13 protein-coding genes are annotated in these 17,662 nt (G+C 63.2%); 4 read left to right on the forward strand and 9 right to left on the reverse strand.

The window, feature by feature from the left end:
* The 4 genes from ACZ0BA_RS13360 to ACZ0BA_RS13375 form a co-directional block, all read right to left on the reverse strand.
* On the reverse strand, positions 1-840 hold the full coding sequence (locus ACZ0BA_RS13360) for an alpha/beta fold hydrolase (protein WP_463451751.1): 840 nt from the start codon (positions 838-840) through the stop codon (positions 1-3).
* A gap of 9 nt (positions 841-849) precedes the next feature.
* Positions 850-2,154, reverse strand: coding sequence for a replication-associated recombination protein A (locus ACZ0BA_RS13365; RefSeq protein WP_463451752.1), 1,305 nt, complete (start codon positions 2,152-2,154; stop codon positions 850-852).
* 65 nt (positions 2,155-2,219) lie between these two features.
* Positions 2,220-2,852 (reverse strand): outer membrane lipoprotein chaperone LolA, encoded by a 633-nt coding sequence (gene lolA / locus ACZ0BA_RS13370; RefSeq protein WP_463451753.1) that lies wholly within the window; start codon positions 2,850-2,852, stop codon positions 2,220-2,222.
* Positions 2,853-2,870: 18 nt separating this feature from the next.
* On the reverse strand, positions 2,871-5,252 hold the full coding sequence (locus tag ACZ0BA_RS13375; protein ID WP_463451754.1) for a DNA translocase FtsK: 2,382 nt from the start codon (positions 5,250-5,252) through the stop codon (positions 2,871-2,873).
* Positions 5,253-5,484: 232 nt separating this feature from the next.
* Between ACZ0BA_RS13375 and trxB the strand changes: the two genes are divergently transcribed.
* The 4 genes from trxB to ACZ0BA_RS13395 all read left to right on the forward strand — a co-directional run bounded on the left by trxB (position 5,485) and on the right by ACZ0BA_RS13395 (position 8,086).
* Positions 5,485-6,438 carry a thioredoxin-disulfide reductase gene (gene trxB, locus ACZ0BA_RS13380; protein ID WP_463451755.1) on the forward strand — a complete coding sequence of 318 codons (954 nt, stop codon included), beginning with the start codon at positions 5,485-5,487 and terminating at the stop codon, positions 6,436-6,438.
* Between the two features lie 14 nt (positions 6,439-6,452).
* On the forward strand, positions 6,453-7,124 hold the full coding sequence (locus ACZ0BA_RS13385; protein WP_463451756.1) for a Smr/MutS family protein: 672 nt from the start codon (positions 6,453-6,455) through the stop codon (positions 7,122-7,124).
* A gap of 138 nt (positions 7,125-7,262) precedes the next feature.
* Entirely contained in the window at positions 7,263-7,892 is a 630-nt protein-coding gene (locus ACZ0BA_RS13390) for a trimeric intracellular cation channel family protein (RefSeq protein ID WP_463451757.1), read from the forward strand.
* Positions 7,859-8,086, forward strand: a complete 228-nt coding sequence (locus ACZ0BA_RS13395; RefSeq protein ID WP_463451758.1) for an ORF6N domain-containing protein — start codon at positions 7,859-7,861, stop codon at positions 8,084-8,086. Before ACZ0BA_RS13390 ends, ACZ0BA_RS13395 begins: the two co-directional genes overlap by 34 nt.
* Before the next feature lie 224 nt (positions 8,087-8,310).
* Here the strand turns inward: ACZ0BA_RS13395 and ACZ0BA_RS13400 are convergent, their stop codons facing one another.
* The 5 genes from ACZ0BA_RS13400 to ACZ0BA_RS13420 form a co-directional block, all read right to left on the reverse strand.
* Positions 8,311-11,334 (reverse strand): TonB-dependent receptor, encoded by a 3,024-nt coding sequence (locus ACZ0BA_RS13400; protein WP_463451759.1) that lies wholly within the window; start codon positions 11,332-11,334, stop codon positions 8,311-8,313.
* Positions 11,335-11,659: 325 nt separating this feature from the next.
* The gene (locus ACZ0BA_RS13405) at positions 11,660-13,108 is read right to left on the reverse strand and encodes a sulfatase family protein (RefSeq protein ID WP_463451760.1); all 1,449 of its coding nucleotides are present in this window, start codon (positions 13,106-13,108) and stop codon (positions 11,660-11,662) included.
* A gap of 12 nt (positions 13,109-13,120) precedes the next feature.
* A complete protein-coding gene (locus tag ACZ0BA_RS13410) occupies positions 13,121-15,472 on the reverse strand; it encodes a TonB-dependent receptor (RefSeq protein WP_463451761.1) in 2,352 nt (783 codons plus the stop codon).
* A gap of 121 nt (positions 15,473-15,593) precedes the next feature.
* Entirely contained in the window at positions 15,594-17,006 is a 1,413-nt protein-coding gene (locus tag ACZ0BA_RS13415) for an aryl-sulfate sulfotransferase (RefSeq protein WP_463451762.1), read from the reverse strand.
* Between the two features lie 190 nt (positions 17,007-17,196).
* On the reverse strand, positions 17,197-17,535 hold the full coding sequence (locus ACZ0BA_RS13420; RefSeq protein WP_008447011.1) for a P-II family nitrogen regulator: 339 nt from the start codon (positions 17,533-17,535) through the stop codon (positions 17,197-17,199).
* Between the last annotated feature and the right edge of the window lie 127 nt (positions 17,536-17,662).

The raw sequence follows: 17,662 nt of genomic DNA on the forward strand, positions 1-17,662 counted from the left end.
CTAAGCCGCCGCGTCTTCGCCGGCGGCTTCTTCTTTTGCGGCCGGCTTTTCCAGCCATTCCAGCACCACCTCGTTGAAGCGCTGCGGGTCGCGCACCATCGGCCAGTGATCCGTGCTCATCGCCACCACCCTGCATCCCTCCCTGGCCGCCAGCTTGTCGCGCCATTGCGTCGAGTGGAACATGAACGGCTTGCGCGTGCCGTAGATGAACAGCATCGGCACCTTCGGGAAGAACGGCACCAGCGACCGGTACGATCCGGCCGCTCCCGCCGTCAAGATGTAATACGGGAAATTCATCGCCGAGCTGATGTACTGTTTCGGCGCCGGCACTTTCATCGCGTTGACCATGCCGCGCGTGATCATATTGCCGATCGGCCCGCCGATGGCCCACGCCAGCGACAGGATGTTCTGATAGCCGCTGACCATCATCTTCTGACCGAACGAGCGCGAACGGTCCGTGGCCTCGGAATTGGCGTCGCCGATATCGACGCCGACAATCGCCGACACCAATCCCTTGTTACGCATATAAAACTCATAGCCGAATACGCAACCCCAGTCGTGCAACATCAGAACCACCTTCTGCTTCTGGTTGACGGCGGCGACAATGTGCAACAGGATGCGCATCGTCGCGTCGAGCGAGTACGAGCGGCGCGGCTTGCCGATGTCGAAGCCGGGCAAGGTGAAGCGCACGCAGCGGTAGCGGCTTTTGAGTTCCTCGACCTGGGCATCCCACAGCCGGTGCGTGTCCGGCCAGCCGTGGATCATGACGATCGTCTCGGAACCCTCCACCCCGCCTTCGATATACACGTCGATGTCGTCGACCACGATCGTTTGCTGCATACTGTTCCTTTAACTTTTACCGGCATCTTCATCGAGCTTGCGCAGGAAGGCCATCTTGTCGGCGATCTTGCTTTCCATTCCGCGCGGCACCGGCTGGTACCAGCCCGGCTCGCGCATATCGTCCGGGAAGTAGGTTTCGCCGGCCGCGTAGGCATGCGGCTCGTCGTGCGCGTAGCGGTACTCATGGCCGTAGCCCAGTTCCTTCATCAGCTTGGTCGGCGCGTTGCGCAGATGAACCGGCACTTCGCGCGACTTATCCTTCTTCACGAACGCCATGGCCTGGTTGAAGGCGTTGTAGCCGGCGTTGCTCTTGGCGGCGATGGCCAGGTAAATCACCGCCTGCCCCAGCGCCAGTTCGCCCTCCGGCGAGCCGAGGCGTTCAAACGTGGCGGCGGCGTCGTTGGCCAGCTGCATGGCGCGCGGATCGGCCAGTCCGATATCCTCCCACGCCATGCGCACGATGCGGCGCGACAGGTATTTGGCGTCGGCGCCGCCGTCGAGCATGCGGCATAGCCAGTACAGCGCGGCGTCCGGATTGGAGCCGCGCACCGACTTGTGCAGCGCCGAGATCTGGTCGTAGAAGTTGTCGCCGCCCTTGTCGAACCGGCGCGCGTTCAGGGTCAGCGCATTCTGGATGAATTCGCTGGTGACCTTGTTGGTCTTGGCGGCGTTGGCGGCCGTGCTGGTTTGCTCCAGCAGATTGAGCAGGCGGCGGCCGTCGCCGTCGGCATAGCCGATCAAGGTGTCGACGGCGGCGTCGTCGAACTCCAGATGCGCCAGCACCTTGGCGCGCGCCTTGGCCACCAGTTGCTTCAGCTCGTCCTCGTTGAACGATTGCAGCACGTACACCTGGGCCCGCGACAGCAGCGCAGAGTTGACCTCGAACGACGGGTTTTCGGTCGTCGCGCCGATCAACGTCACCAAGCCCGACTCGGCATACGGCAACAGCGCGTCCTGCTGCGACTTGTTGAAACGGTGGATCTCGTCGACGAACAGGATCGTATGCTTGCCCATCGTCAGATTCTGCTGCGCCTGCTCCATCGCGGCGCGGATGTCCTTCACGCCCGAGAATACGGCCGACAAGGCGATGAACTCGCACTCGAAGGCGTTGGCGGTCAGCCGCGCCAAGGTGGTCTTGCCGACACCCGGCGGGCCCCACAAAATCATCGAATGCGGCTGGCCCGACTCGAACGCCAGGCGCAGCGGCTTGCCCGGCCCCAGCAGGTGGTGCTGGCCGATGACATCATCGAGCGTCTTGGGGCGCAGTGCTTCGGCGAGCGGCTGGCGCGGTTCTGTTGCAAATAGGTCAGCCATAGTCTCTCGGAATGGAAAACGCCGCAGCGTCACGGCTGCGGCGTTGTCGCTGGATGCGTGAAGCTTTAATTATTGAACACGTCCGCGCCCTTCGGCATGACGAATTTAAAACTCGTCGCAGTCAGCGCGGGATTTTTCTCGAATTTGCTGAACGTCAGCAACGACGTCTGGCCGAACGAATCCTTCAGCTCCATCGCTTGCGGCAAGCCGTCGCGCAGGCCGATGCTGATTTGCTCGAAGCTGGTGTCCCTGGCTTTCGGCACGGCCTTGAGCCACTCCATGCCGTCCTTGGTGCCGGCTTCCGACAACGTGAAGTTCTTTTCCAGATCGTTGCTACCGAACAGGATCGCGGCCGGCGACGAGCCCAGCGCATTGCCCAGTTGCTTGACCGTGACCTGGTTCAGGTCCTTGTCGAAGATGTAGAGCTTTTCGCCGTCGGCCTGCAGCACCTGGTCGTAAGGCTTCACATACGTCCAGATGAACTTGCCCGGACGGGCAAACAGGAAAGTACCGCTCGACGGTGGCGTCGGCTTGGCCGTTTCGCCGCTGGTGTTCTTGATCTGGCGCTGGGTGAACTCGCCCTTGGCCGCCTTGGTCGAGGCGACAAAGCTCTTGAACTGGTCCAGCGCCGTGGCGCCGGCAGCGCCCGCCAGCAGCAGGCCGGCGGCCAACATCGCTACGTTTTTCACATACTTCATACGGTATCTATTCCTTGGTTATTCAGCACTGGCGGCGGGCACCAGGATTTCCCGGTTGCCGTTCGATTGCATCGACGACACGACGCCGCTATTTTCCATCTGTTCCAGCAAACGTGCCGCGCGGTTATAGCCGATGCGCAAATGGCGCTGCACCAGCGAAATCGACGCGCGGCGGTTTTTCAGCACCACCTGCACCGCCTGGTCGTACATCGGATCGGCTTCGCCGCCGCCCTCGCCTGCCGCCGCGCCGTCGGCGCCGCCCTCGCCTTCCAGGGTGCCGCCTTCCAGTATGCCGTCGATATAATTCGGCTCGCCGGTGGTCTTGAGGTGTTTGACCACGCGGTGCACCTCGTCATCCGACACAAACGCGCCGTGGACGCGTACCGGCAGGCCGGTGCCCGGCGGCATGTACAGCATGTCGCCCATCCCCAGCAGCGCCTCGGCGCCCATCTGGTCGAGAATGGTGCGCGAGTCGATCTTCGACGATACCTGGAACGCGATCCGGGTCGGAATGTTGGCCTTGATCAGGCCGGTAATCACATCCACAGATGGACGCTGCGTCGCCAGAATCAAGTGCAGACCTGCCGCACGGGCTTTCTGCGCGATACGGGCGATCAATTCCTCGACCTTTTTGCCGACGACCATCATCAGGTCGGCCAGCTCGTCGATGATGATGACGATGGTCGGCAGTTTCTCCAGCGGCTCCGGCGAATCCGGCGTCAGGCTGAACGGATTGGGGATATGCTCTTCGCGCTTTTTGGCCTCGGCGATCTTGGCGTTGTAGCCGGCCAGGTTACGCACGCCCAGCTTGGACATCAGCTTGTAGCGGCGTTCCATCTCGTTGACCGCCCAGTTGAGCGCGTGGCCGGCCTGGCGCATGTCGGTCACGACCGGCGCCAGCAGATGCGGAATGCCTTCGTACACCGACATCTCCAGCATTTTCGGATCGATCAGGATCATGCGCACGTCGGCCGGATCGGACTTGTACAGCAACGACAGGATGGTGGCGTTGATACCCACCGACTTACCGGAACCGGTGGTACCGGCCACCAGCAAGTGCGGCATTTTCGCCAAATCGGCCACCACGGCCTTGCCGGCGATGTCCTTGCCCAGCGCCACGGTCAGCGGCGAAGGATTGTCGTTGTAGACCTTGGAGCCGACGATCTCGGACAGGCGCACAATCTGGCGCTTGGCGTTCGGCAGCTCCAGCGCCATGTAATTCTTGCCGGGGATGGTTTCGACCACGCGGATCGACGTCAGCGACAGCGAACGCGCCAGGTCGCGCGCCAGGCCGACGATCTGGCTGCCCTTGACGCCGGTGGCCGGTTCGATCTCGTAACGCGTGACCACCGGGCCCGGATACGCCGCCACGACCTTGGCTTCGACGCCAAAGTCCGACAGCTTTTTCTCGATCAGGCGGCTGGTGAATTCCAGCGTTTCGACCGGTACGGTTTCCTGCACCTCGGCGGCCTCGTCCAGCAGCGACAGGGCCGGCAGCTGGCTGTCGCCGCTCAGGTCCTGGAACAGCACGGCCTGGCGTTCCTTCTCCACCCGCTCGGACTTGACCACCGCGACCACCTGCGGCTCGATCTTGACCGGCGCCGACACCACATGCTTTTCGACGTGTTTGGCGCGCTCGATGACGACCACTTCCTCGCGCTTGACGGCGGCCACTTCGCCCTGGCGGCGGTCTTCGCGGTACTGGTAGCGCTGGATGAACCAGTCGATGCCGGTCTCGATGGTGTAACCGATGCGCTCGGCGACGGCCAGCCACGACACATGGAAGAACAGGCTGAAGCCCAGGCCGAACAGCAGCAGCAACAGCAAGGTCGCGCCGGTGAAACCGAACGCCACGTGGGCCGAATGACCGATCAGCTCGCCCATGACACCGCCCGGCGCGCGCGGCAATTCCGCGTGCAGCGAGTACATGCGCAGATATTCAAGCCCGACGCTGCCGGCAAACAGCAGCACGAAGCCGATACCGCGTATCAAGCCCTCCTGCGCGTGCTCGGGGTCGGCTTCCTTGGACATCACGTATTTCTGGGTCAACTGCCGATAACCGTTCCAGACCAGGCGCAACAGGCAGAACGCCCACCACCAGGCGGAAATACCGAAGATATACAGCAACAGGTCGGACAGCCAGGCGCCGGCGCGGCCGCCCAGGTTGGTCACTTTCGGCACCAGGGTCTCATGCGACCAACCCGGGTCCATTTTGTTGTAACTGGCCAATATCAAAACGAAATACAGGCCCAGTACCGCCAGCGCGAGCCAGCGCGCCTCCGACAGCAGCCGTACCAGCCGGTTCGGCAGCGGTTGGCGCATGGTCGGGGTGCGGGTATAGCCCGGCGAGGAGGAAGTTCCAGCTTTTGGCGCTCGCTCCTGAACTTTTTTACTGCTCATAGGTATTAAGGTGTTGCAACGTTAGCGAGGGGTAAATATTCATATACGGTATTTTACGGCAAAGCAGCATCAACCGGCCCGACGATTCATGCTCTTCGCCTGCTTGCACTATAATCTTGTATTGCCTGCGTGAATGCAATGGCTGCTGATGGGATACCTGTCCGCAGCTGCCCTTGCCTCCACTCTAAACGCCCCCAAATTCGGATTAATCCAACATATTAAGAAGCCCTCCATGACCACTCCTAAACACGCCCGTGTACTGATCCTTGGCTCCGGCCCCGCAGGCTACAGTGCCGCCGTCTACGCCGCCCGCGCCAACCTGAATCCGATGCTGGTCACCGGCATGGAGCAAGGCGGCCAGCTGATGACCACCACGGACGTGGAAAACTGGCCAGGCGACCCGATGGGCGTGCAAGGCCCGGACCTGATGCAGCGCCTGCTGCAACACGCTGAAAAGTTCAATACCGAGATCGTGTTCGACCACATCCACACCGTGGAACTGGCCGCGCGTCCGATCCGCCTCAAGGGCGACAGCAACGAATACACCTGCGACACGCTGATCATCGCCACCGGCGCCTCGGCCCAATACCTGGGTCTGCCATCGGAACAGGCTTTCATGGGTAAAGGCGTGTCGGCCTGCGCCACCTGCGACGGTTTCTTCTATCGCGGCCAGGAAGTGGCCGTCATCGGCGGCGGCAACACCGCCGTCGAGGAAGCGCTGTACCTGTCGAACATCGCCACCAAGGTCACCTTGATCCATCGCCGCAACAAGTTCCGCGCCGAGCCGATCCTGATCGACCGCCTGAACGCCAAGGTCGCCGAAGGCAAGATCGAGATCAAGTACAACCACACGCTGCAGGAAGTGGTCGGCAACGACAGCGGCGTCACCGGCCTGAAGATCCAGTCGACCGACACCGGCGCCGTCACCGACATCACCGTGCACGGCCTGTTCGTGGCGATCGGCCACAAGCCGAACACCGGCATCTTCGAAGGCCAGCTCGACATGCACAACGGCTACATCAAGACCAAGGCCGGGCTCGAGGGCATGTTCACCGCCACCAGCGCCCCGGGCGTGTTTGCCGCCGGCGACGTGCAGGACCACATCTACCGTCAGGCGATCACCAGCGCCGGCACCGGTTGCATGGCGGCCCTGGACGCGCAGCGGTATCTGGAAGCGCAGGAGTAATCGGGAGAACGACCGTGGGCCTGAAAGACTTCGCCGACCTGAAATCCCTGGCTAAGCAGCTCAAGGAACAGGCGGACGCGCGCGCGGCGGCCGAGGCCGAACGCGTCAAACGGGAAAAAACGCAGGCGGTGGAAGCGAATATCTTCCAATCCAGCGTCGGCGGCGTCAAGCGCATGCCGGTGTCGGACCGTTACGTGCCGTCGCTGCCGAAGTCGGCCGGCCCGGCCGCCGCGCCGGCCCGCAAGCTGACGCAGGCGGAGGACGACGCGGCCGTGCTGCGCGAATCGCTGTCGGACCTGTTTGAGGTCGATCATTACCTGGAAGAAGACCCGGCGCTCAATTACGCGGCGCCGGGCGTTGGCCCGGACATCGTTAAAAAGATGCGCAAGGGCCACTGGCCGGTGCAGGACGAGCTGGATTTGCACGGCCTGCGGCGAGACGCCGCGCGCGACGCCATCGGCGATTTCCTGCGCAAGTCGGCGATGCGCAACCATCGCTGCGTATGCGTGATCCACGGACGCGGCTTCGGGTCGAAAAGCCAGGAGCCGGTGCTCAAGTCGATGGTGCACAGCTGGCTGGTGCAGAAGGAAGAAGTGGTCGCCTTCTGTCAGGCGCGTCCGTCCGAAGGCGGCGAAGGCGCGCTCATCGTGTTGTTGCGCGCCGCGTTGCGGCCGGAACGCCTCTAAACCGGGGAGCCACGTGGGGCGGATTAACGCAGCGTAGTCCGCCATGCATGCGTCGCCGGCGACTCCTCCACGATCACTCACACCAAACTGTTGCGGCATGTTAACCTACGGGCATTCCCAACTTGTCCGCTTGCCTACATGAAGCCCGTCCCCGTCCACGATTCCCTGATCATCATCATCGAAATCGTGGCGATCCTGGTTGGCGCCTTCTCCGGCTTTGTCGAAGCGCGCCGCAAGCGGATGGACCTGGTCGGCGTCTTCACGGTGGCCTTCATCACCGCGTTCGGCGGCGGCACCTTGCGCGACATCCTGCTCGACCGCCGACCGCTGTTCTGGGTCATGCACCAGGAATACGCAATCCTCATCTTCGTGCTGGCGCTGATCGCGGTGCCGCTGATGCGCACGCTGCGCCAGATCCTCTCCGAACGGCTGATCGTCATCGCCGACGCCATCGGCCTGGGCTTGTTTGCCGTGGCCGGTGTGTCGCAGGCGCAGGCGGCCGGCATGCCGCTGTTCATCGCCTCGATGATGGGCGTAATCACCGGCATCTTCGGCGGCGTGCTGCGCGACATCGTCTGCAACGAAGTGCCGATGGTCTTCCGCGACGGCAAACCCTACGCCATCTGCGCCTTCTTCGGCTGCTGGATGTATATCGGCCTGCAATACATGCATGTTAGCGACGACTACGCGCTGTGGACCAGCGCCACCTTCATCACCACCTTGCGGCTGGTGACGTGGAAGTTCGATCTGCGTATCGGACGTCACTGATTAGCACTAATTTTGATCTTCGCCGAACTGCCCGGCGGGCCGGACGTGGCGGCCGCCGCTATGCGCCATATGCGTTCACCGAGCAAGGCGTGGCAATGCTCTCTTCCGTAGTAGGCAGCGCGCAGGCCATCGCTGTCAACATCGAGATCATGCGCGCATTCGTGGAAACGCCATCGCTCAACTGCGTGATTTAATCGTCATTGTTGCCCAAGCACCGTTGACCTTGCATCGCAAGAAATGACTATGGAAGTCCGCGTGCCGGCGCGTCCCCGGCTGGCTGAGCCCGGGCTATGCGTGGGACGCGGTCGACATGATTCCGGCGCCGTCATAAAAAACTCCCGCGCGGGGCAAGCCCGGGCGGGAGAAAGATCGCCGGCGTGGAGAGCGTCCCCGCCGGCGGATCGAGGATACGACTCGATCAGAACGCGTAGGTTGCCTGCACCGTGTAGCGCGGACCGCTCATGAACACCTGACGGGTGAATTCGCCCGCGTGCTGCTCCATGATCTGACGCGTGTACGAGTTCCCCAGGTTGGTCCCGAGGATGCCGACGCGGAACTTGTCCGTGAAGTCGTAGAAGATCGACGCATCCACCTGGCCGTAGGCGGCCTGGTACAACGGCAGACCGAAGGCCTGGTCGTTGACGGTCGTCGGAATCAGGTACTTGTCCGCAGGCGCGGCCGGATTCGTGTTCAGACCGTTGTTGCCGCGGCTGCCCCACTGGGTCACGCCCAGCAGGTAACGCGAGCGCCAGTTGTAAGCCACGCGCATCGACAAGCCGTGCGCTTCGTACATCAGCGCCAGGTTGATGGTGTGGCGCGACAGGCCCTGCAACGGCGTCTTGCCGAACGCGCGGCCATCGGTGTCGCAGCCGTTGATGAACAGGTTAAAGTTGGTCGACGCGTCGTTGCCCGAGCACCATGCGTTAAACACAGGGTCCTTCAGCTTGCGCTCGCTCGACACATAGGTCCAGCTTGCTTGGCTGCCGAGGCCGCGCAGCCAGTCCGGCACGAAGTCGTAGTACTGCTGGTGGGCCAGTTCGAAACCGCGGGCAAAGCCGTTGGCGCCATTGACCGGACCGGTGACCACAAACGTGCGCGGCGTGCCGTTCACGTCAACCGCGTTGTAGCTGTAGTTCTTGGTGGTGATGATGTCCTTGAGGTCCTTGTTGAACGCCGAGAACGTCAGCGAACCGGCCTTGGCGAAGTACCACTCGGCGGTCAGGTCGACGTTGGTCGACGTGGTCGGCTTGAGCAGCGGATTGCCGTCGCTGGTGCCGCTCAGGCTGGTGCCGTCGAAGTTCACGGCGACAGTGTTGCCCGCCGCGTCGCGGGTGACCGTCTGGCTGTGCTGGGCGTTGAGCGTGGTCTGCACCTGGAGCTGATTAAAGTCCGGACGCGACAGCGACTTGGCCACCGCAAAGCGGAACTGCAGCTGGTCGGAGGCCTTCATGCGCAGGTTCAAGCTAGGCAGCCAGTTGTCGTACGAGTTGTTGACCGACTGCTGCTGCGCGAACGATGCGATGTCGATCAGGTTGCCCTGGCCGGTCGGCACGACGCCGGCGGCGCCGGTCGGCAGCGACGGCCGCGTGAACGAGACGAAACCGCTGCCGGCGCCGGTCGTTTTTACGTAGCGGATGCCGACATTGCCGTCGATCGGGTACTTGAGGTTATCCCAGCCGAAGCGCAACTGCGTGTAGGCGGCGCGCGTCTTCTCGGTCTGCGTGTTGTTGGCGGCCGGATCGTTGTAGCTGGCGGCCTTCCACGGATCGCAGGTCGAGCCTTTTTCGGCGCACAGCACGTCGTGGTACGAGTGGATCTTGCTCCATTGCTCGGGGAAGCCGCGCACCGTCGCTTCGTCGGCGAACAGCATCGGCGGGATGTTGTATTTGCCGCCGAAGAAGTTGTCCATCGTCTGCAGCGACGAGCCGCCGGCAAAGCGCGGATCGCTCAGGCGGGCGACGCCGTTGATCTGCCAGCCTTCCATCCACGGGAAGGTGATCGCCGACCAGTTGTAGAACTTCTGCGCCCTGTGGTTCTCGCCTTCGCGGTTGGCCATGCGCACGCCAAAGCGGATGTCGCGCAGCACCGGATCGTCGAACGCGAACTTGACGTCCGATTTCCATGCTTTCTGCGTGGCCTCGGCGCGGTCCAGCGCTTCCTGGGTGTAGGCCCAGTAGTAGTTTTTCGGGTCGGCCATGTAGGCCGCCGAACCCAGGCCGATCTGCGGCACCTTGCCGGTCATGTCCATGGTCTGGCTCGGCAGGATGAAGCCGGTCGAGACGTCGGCGTCGAAGCCTTCGGTGGTCGAACGCACATGCTGGAAGTCGTTGGTCCAGGTCAGGTCGGGCGTGATGCGCCATTGGACGTTCAGCGCCAGGTCGCGGGTGGCCGATTCACGCGTGTTGATACGCTGCGAACTGTTGAACGGCGAGCCGCCATAGGTCGGGTTCGAGATGGTGCCGCTCTGGAAGGCGCCGTTTTTGTCGAACACCGAGTTGCTGCTGGCAACCTGCTGGTACCACTTGTCCTCGGACGAGGCCACGACGTGTTCGTCGAGGTCTTCCTTGTAGTGGGTCTTGAAGTAGGTCAGTCCGGCCGTCAGGTCTTTGTTCGGCTTCCACTGCAGCGCCGCGTAGTCGCCGCGACGGGTGCGGTCGAAGTCCTGCGAGCGATAGCCCACGCCCATCGGTATCCATTGGGTCTTGGAGCGGTCGTACAGGGCCGGATCGGTGGAGTTCACGTGCGGGAAGTACGGATCGACGCCGACGCCGTCGGAGCGGCTCGGGCTCTTGGCCTTGGCGAAATTGACCAGGGCGCCGACTTCGCCGAACGGCGTGGTCCAGCGGTTCGACAGCAAGATGGTGCTGGTCGGCGAAGGTTTGCCCTCGCGCAGCGTGGAATAGGATTCCGAGAAGCCCGCCGTGCCTTTGAAGCCCTTGTAGTCGAACGGCATGGCGGTGCGCAGATTGACCAGGCCGGCAATGGCGCCTTCGACCTGCTCGGCGGACGGATTCTTGTAGACATCGACGCCGGCCATCAGCTCAGGCGACACGTCGGAGAAACCGAGCGAGCGGCCGCCACCGGCGGAAAACGCGTCGCGGCCGTTGATTTCGGACCGCACGTAGGTCAGGCCGCGCACGGACACGCCGGAGCCCTCGACCGATTGACGGTTAGGGTCGCCCGCCATGTTGCGGTCGATGGTCACGCCGGCGATACGCTGCAGCACCTCCGTGACCGAACGGTCCGGCAGCTTGCCGATGTCTTCGGCGACGATCGAGTCGACGACTTCGTCGGCCTCCTGCTTGAGCTTTTGCGCCGATTGCAGCGCGGCGCGCTGTCCGCTCACCACCACGACCGCGCTGGCCGGTGCTTCTTCCTTGGTGGGGGTGGTTTGCGCTTGCGCCGCGTTGGTGGAAAGTAATGCGATTTGCGCGATAGCCATAGCTATCGCCGTTTTTTTGTAATTCTCCAAGGTGTCTCCCGCTAATGTTTTTTGTAGTAGATAACCCGGCGCCGCTTAAAATGTTAAAACTAACACCGGATTGATATACGCTAACATTGATTTTGGCTAGGACAAACCCCTCGACGAATTGTCTGACTGTTTAATGAGGCAACACTAAACAAACGCACCCTGTTTCCTTTCAGGACTGAACAAATTTTGGTGCGGATCTCCTTTAGAAACAATACCTTACACAAGCAACGGGCAAAAACACGGGTGTGGCAAAATCGCCACTCCCGTTGCATGGAACAAAACCCGCCCTGCCGCGCTAATCGCGCACCGGCGCCGGTGCGTTGTCGGGCACGCCGTAGCGGTCCGCCTGCACCTTGCCGGTGACCCCATGGGTCCGCACATCGGTGGTGATCGGCAGCATCTCCTTGTCCCATTGCTCCCATTGCGTCTTCAGCCTGGCGAACACCTCCGGGTGGCGCCGGGCCAGGTTGGCGCGCTCGCGCTGATCCTTGACGACATCGAACAAGAATTCGTTGCCACCGATTTTCAGATACTTCCAGTCGCCCGACCGTATCGCGCGCTGGGCGTTGGCCTTGTAGCGCCACAGCACCGTGCGTTCGCGCGGCTTGGCCTGGCCCAGCAAGGTCGGCAGCAGGTTCTGTCCATCCGTCGGGTAGGCCGGATCGGGCGCGCCGCCGGCGGCGGCCAGCAGGGTCGGCAGCCAGTCCATGCTCACGGCGACCTGGTCGGTTACCTGCCCGGCCGCGATCTTGCCGGGCCAGCGCACGATGGCCGGCACGCGGATGCCGCCCTCGAGCAGCTCGGTTTTCTGCCCGGACAGCGGCCAGGTCTTGGAGAACCGTTCGCCGCCGTTGTCGCTGGTGAAGATGACGATGGTGTTCTCGGCCAGCCCCTTGTCCTCGAGCGCCTTGAGCACGCGGCCGATCGACGCGTCCAGCGATTCGACCATGCGGCCGTAGGTCGCCAGGTCGCCGCCGTCGTAGTGGAAGATGTTGTCGATGTCGCGCGAGATCGCCTCGTCGCCGGGACCTTCCCACGGCCAGTGCGGCGCCGTGTAGTGCAGCGACAGCAGGAACGGCTTGCCCTCCTTTTGCCTGTTGACGAAGTCGACCGCGCGCGCGCCAAGCAAGTCGGTGTAGTAGCCGATCTGGTGCACCGGCACCTCGTCCTCGTACAAATCCTCCTTCACGTTGGGACCGACGCCGGGCTTGTGCGTGAAGTAATCGATGGCGCCGCCGTAATTGCCGAAGAAGCTGTCGTAGCCGCTTTTGATCGGACCGAAGTTCGGCAACGAGCCGAGATGCCACTTGCCGATCAACGCGGTGGCGTAGCCGTTTTTGCGCAGCAGCGACGGCAAGGTGGGATGCGTGCGCGGCAAGCCGAGCGTGTCGGAGGCGCCTGCGATCGGTTCCTCCAGGCCGCCGCGCAGACGGTACTGGTAGCGGCCGGTGATCAATGCGAACCGGGTGGCCGAGCACACCGCCGAGTTGGCGTAGGCCTGCGTGAAGCGCAAGCCCTGCGCGGCCAGGCGGTCCAGTTGCGGCGTCTTGATGTCGGTCTGGCCGTAGACGCCCAGGTCGGCGTGGCCGAGGTCGTCTGCCAGGATGAACAGGATGTTGGGCTGCTGCTTGCCCGCCGCCAGCGCGCCCGGCACATAGCCGGCCAGCGCCAGCGCCGGCAGGGTTTTGAGGATGCGGCGGCGAACCGTGTCGGCCTGCTTGGTGGTATCGATTTTATCGGTCATTGCTGGTCTCCATTAAAAGTCCGCGCGGGCGGTCAGGCCGATCTGGCGCGGCGTGCCGATCACGGTGTTGTAGGCGTTGGGGCTGGTGTTCCACATGCTGGTGTAGTACTGCTTGTCGAAGACGTTTTTGGCCCACACGGAGATGTCCCAGCGGGTCGCGCCGTTCTTCAGTTTAATCCCTGCCGACAAGTTGGTCAGGCTGTAGGCCGGAATGCGCGAATACTCGGACGCGTCCAGGGTGCCGTAGGTGGCGCCGCGATAGGCGTAGTTGACGTTGCCATAGGCTTCGATGTTGGCGGCCAGCGCGTGCGCGTATTGGGCGCTGAGGTTGCCGATCCAGCGCGGCGCGTTGACCAGCGCCGCCCGTCCCGACAGGTCGCACGAAGGGCCGAGGCGCTCGGCCGGGCATGGGGCGTTCTTGTACTCGGTGTACTTGACGTCGTTGAACGAGCCGTTGGCGCCCACGGTGAAACCGCGCATGACGACCAGGCTGGTGTCCAGTTCCAGGCCACGGCTGCGCACGTCGCCGGCGTTGGTCAGGTAGGACGTGGCGCTGACCGGGTCGTAGGCGTTGTTCTGATAGCCGTGCACCTCGTTCCAGAACAGGCTGGCGTTGACCTGCGCGCGCCGTCCGAGCAGATTGCTCTTGATGCCCAGTTCCAGATTGTTGGCCTTTTCGTTGTCGACCTTGAGCGAGGATACGCCGGCCGCGCCCGGCACCGACAGGTTGATGCCGCCGGACTTTTCGCCGTGCGACACGCTGCCGAACGCCAGCACGTCGGTATCGAGCTTGTACGCCAGCGTCAGCAGCGCGGACGGGCTCAGGTTGTTCAGGCGGACGTCGCCGGAGTTGAAGGCGCCGTAGCGGGCGTTGCGCGACGCCAGCGCCGCGCCGGTGACGGGCGCGCCGATCGGCACATCGCGCGTGACGCGCGCCAGCTTGTCCTCGTAGGTGGCGCGCAGGCCGGCGGTCAGGTCCCACTTGGGGTCGATGTGCCAGATCGACTGGCCGAACAAGGCGTAGCTGTTGACCCGCAAACGGCCTTGGCCGTAGCTGGTGACGTTGCTCCAGGCGCCGGCCGGCGTGGCGTTGAAGCGGTCGGCCAGCGGACCGTTGATGGTGAAACTGGTGTTGTCCAAATTCTGGTAGTAGTAATAAGCGCCGAGCACCGATTCGACCTCGCGGCCCAGCGGCGTCGCCAGCCGGAACTCCTGCGTGAACTGGCGGTGGCGGGTGGAGGCGCCGACGTTGAGCACCACCGGCACGTCGAGGCCGTCGTCGTTGCGCGGCGTGAAGTCCCAGAAGCGGTAGGCGCTGATCGAGGTGAACTTGTAGTCGCTGTCGAGCTTCCAGTTGACCTCGCCCGAGACGCCGCCCTGGTGCACGTCCACGTGCGAGCCGGCGTCCAGGTTGACCTGGCGCAGCGTGGGATCGGTGACCGGATGCCCGCCGACGGCGGCCGCCTGCGTCAAAAAGCGGCCGCTGGGACCGGCGCTGTAGAAAATCAGCGTGCCGTTGTTGGAATCCTCGACGTTATAGTCGGCGATCAGGCGCGCGCTGAGCTGGTTGTTCGGTTCGAGCAGCAACTGCGCGCGCACGCCCTGGCGGTCGCCACCCTGCACCTTGTCGCCGTTGTGGATGTTGGTGATGTAGCCGTCCTCGTGGGTTTTGTACAGCGAGATGCGGCCGGCGGCCGTGTCGGAGAACGCGCCCGAGATCACGGCCTTGCCCTGCGCATAGCCCTGCTCCCCGATCGACAGCTGGGCGCTGTTTTCGGAACGGAAGGTCGGCTGCTTGCTGGTGATATTGAGCACGCCGGCGGTGGTGTTCTTGCCGAACAAGGTGCCTTGCGGACCACGCAGCAGTTCGAGCTGCTGGATGTCGAGCGTATCGAAGGCGGCCATGCCCGGCCGGGCCAGGTAGACGTTGTCGAGATAAACGCCGACGCTGCCTTCGAGGCCGTCGCTGGCCGGATTGTTGCCGAGGCCGCGCACCGCAAAGCTCATCTGGCGGGCGTGGACGTAGTTGACGGTGGTGCTGGGCAGCAGCTGCTGCAAATCCTGCACGCGGTAGACGCGGTTGCTCTCCAGGCTGTTCGCGTCCAGCACGCTCATCGTGGTCGGCACGCTTTGCGAGGTTTCATTGCGGCGGCGCGTGGAGACGGTGACGCGGGCCACCACTTCCTGGGACGCATCCACTACGGCGGCGTCGGCCGCAGCCGCCTCGGCCGGGTCCGTCGCTGCGGACACCTCGGCCACTGCCGCCACCGCGGCGGCTTGGGCTTGGGCTTGGGCGGGTGCGGCGTGGGCAAAGACCAGTCCATAAGCCGCGGCGATGGCGGCGGCGAGTTTTTTCTGTTGCATAGCGTTTTCCATTGTTAAAGCGGACGCGGCGGCCCGCCGCGCCGACATTGGCGCCGGCGCGTCTGTTATAGGTATGTGGAGTGGCGCGGGCGCTGGTGGCCGGGCCGTGGCGTGTCCGCGTCTAGTTCGTGACCACGCGGAACTTGCCTGGCTCCGGCGGCGTGACCGCTTTTTCGGAGCGCGGAGTGCCTTCCGGCACCCAGTTGTACGGCACCGGTTGGGCGCGGTACAACCAATTACTCAGCACCGGCCTGCCCGCGCCGGCAACCGGCGTCGGCGCGAAATACGGGCTGACGTATTCCCAGGCGATATCGCCCTTGTTCGTGATCTGGAAGATGCGGCCGTTCATGCCCTCATCGATCAGCGTATTACCGTTGGGCAGGCGGCGCGCGCTGCTGATGAACGAGCTGTAGAAACTCCAGTCCGGTCCATTGGAATCGGCGCCGGTGTATTCCCAGACGATGCGCTTCGATACCGGATCGATTTCCAGCACCCGCGAGCGCGGCTGCACGCCGACGCCGACGCGCGGGTAGCCGGCCTCGCCCTGGTTGTCGAACACCAGCAGATTGCCGGCGCCAGGCAGGCCCGGCTCGATCAGGTGGGCGTCGTGGGGGCCGACGATCTGGTCCACGGCGCGCGGCAGTACGCGCGGGCCGCGCGCCTGGGCCGGATAATCCGGACCCAGCGACCACACCACTTTGCCACTGCGCTTGTCGATGATGACGATGAAATTGGCCTCGCGCGAATCGATCAGGATATTATCGGGATGGAAGCGCTGGTCGCCGGCGTCGAACCAGCGGTTCGGCCCCAGCACCGACATGTTATTGATATGCAGGTAGTCGAAAGGCGCCCCTGCGCCGCGCGGCGACTGGCCGGCCTTGACCAGCTTGAGCGCATCGGGCGAGAAGCCGAATTCGCCCAGATGCTCGGACGCGATCCACTTCCACACGATGTCGCCGCTGGCGTCGACCTCGTAAATCACATCGTCGAGCACCTGCGGCGCGGCAAAGCCGGCGACCGGATGGACCAGGTTGGCCAACACCAGTGTATGGCCGTTGGTCAGGCGCCGCCAGTCGTGGTGCTGCTTGGCGCTGCCGCCGGGCACCTGCGCGGACGCCTTGACATCGACCTGACCGTACATCGACTGCGCATCGCCCGCCGCGCCCCATTGCCAGACGACGTTGCTGTTCCAGTCCAGTTCGCCGATCGTCTGGTTGCGCAGGCCGTTGCCCTCGTTGGAGGTGCCGGCGGTGCTGGCCAGCTGCACCAGCACGTGGCCGCGTTTGCCGCCTGTCAGCGCCGGATCCAGCAGCACCGGCGGAAAGCCCTCGGCGTCCCAGCTGTGGACCTCGTTGCCGTTCATATCGATCAAATGGGTTTTCTTGTCCTGGCCGCTGAAGATCACGTAGCTGTTGTACGCGATGCTGGTGTCGTAACGCGTCACGCCGGTTGGATAAACGCTGGGCGAAGCGCCCGCATCGGCGAGCACGGCAAACAGCGACAGCGCGAAGGCAACGGGAACGGTCTTGATCATGGCGCGGCATCTCGTAGTGGACAGTGCGGCTATATTACTAATCCACCTAGAAAACCCGAACTAATATAACCAAGCAACGATATACGCAAAATGCGTCAGGCCCAACGGCAATGGCATACCTTGGTTATGCGCCCTGAAGGCAAAAAAAATGCCGGCGAGGCCGGCATTGGAATGTATTGCGTGGAGAAGCTTACACGGCGTCGGCGCCGGTCTCGCCGGTACGGATGCGGATGACCTGCTCGACGTTCTGCACGAAGATCTTGCCGTCGCCGATCTTGCCGGTGCGCGCGGCCTTGATAATGGCGTCGACCACTTGCTCGGCCACGCCGTCATCGACAACCACTTCCACTTTAACCTTCGGCAGGAAGTCGACGACGTATTCCGCGCCGCGATACAGTTCGGTATGGCCCTTCTGGCGGCCAAAACCTTTGACTTCGGTGACCGTCAGGCCAGTGACATTGACTTCAGCCAGTGCTTCACGCACCTCGTCCAGTTTGAACGGCTTAATCACAGCGGTAATCTGTTTCATGACTTCTCCTTATGGGCAATCTAAATTCAACATCTGTAGCCGGCGATCCGCAAGCGATTGAGTATATTGTAATCGACAACTTGCTACTGTCCACTCCCGACTGAAAAACCGGCCCAAAACCCGCAGT

It is taken from the genome of Duganella sp. AC917 (assembly GCF_979258245.1).

What these genes read in the sequence shown, in the direction of transcription:
- ACZ0BA_RS13375 (WP_463451754.1), bottom strand. Translation starts at nt 5,252, where the DNA reads ATGAGCAGTAAAAAAGTTCAGGAGCGAGCGCCAAAAGCTGGAACTTCC.
- trxB (WP_463451755.1), top strand. Translation starts at nt 5,485, where the DNA reads ATGACCACTCCTAAACACGCCCGTGTACTGATCCTTGGCTCCGGCCCC.
- ACZ0BA_RS13390 (WP_463451757.1), top strand. Translation starts at nt 7,263, where the DNA reads ATGAAGCCCGTCCCCGTCCACGATTCCCTGATCATCATCATCGAAATC.
- ACZ0BA_RS13410 (WP_463451761.1), bottom strand. Translation starts at nt 15,472, where the DNA reads ATGCAACAGAAAAAACTCGCCGCCGCCATCGCCGCGGCTTATGGACTG.
- ACZ0BA_RS13365 (WP_463451752.1), bottom strand. Translation starts at nt 2,154, where the DNA reads ATGGCTGACCTATTTGCAACAGAACCGCGCCAGCCGCTCGCCGAAGCA.
- ACZ0BA_RS13400 (WP_463451759.1), bottom strand. Translation starts at nt 11,334, where the DNA reads ATGGCTATCGCGCAAATCGCATTACTTTCCACCAACGCGGCGCAAGCG.
- ACZ0BA_RS13415 (WP_463451762.1), bottom strand. Translation starts at nt 17,006, where the DNA reads ATGATCAAGACCGTTCCCGTTGCCTTCGCGCTGTCGCTGTTTGCCGTG.
- ACZ0BA_RS13420 (WP_008447011.1), bottom strand. Translation starts at nt 17,535, where the DNA reads ATGAAACAGATTACCGCTGTGATTAAGCCGTTCAAACTGGACGAGGTG.
- ACZ0BA_RS13360 (WP_463451751.1), bottom strand. Translation starts at nt 840, where the DNA reads ATGCAGCAAACGATCGTGGTCGACGACATCGACGTGTATATCGAAGGC.
- lolA (WP_463451753.1), bottom strand. Translation starts at nt 2,852, where the DNA reads ATGAAGTATGTGAAAAACGTAGCGATGTTGGCCGCCGGCCTGCTGCTG.
- ACZ0BA_RS13405 (WP_463451760.1), bottom strand. Translation starts at nt 13,108, where the DNA reads ATGACCGATAAAATCGATACCACCAAGCAGGCCGACACGGTTCGCCGC.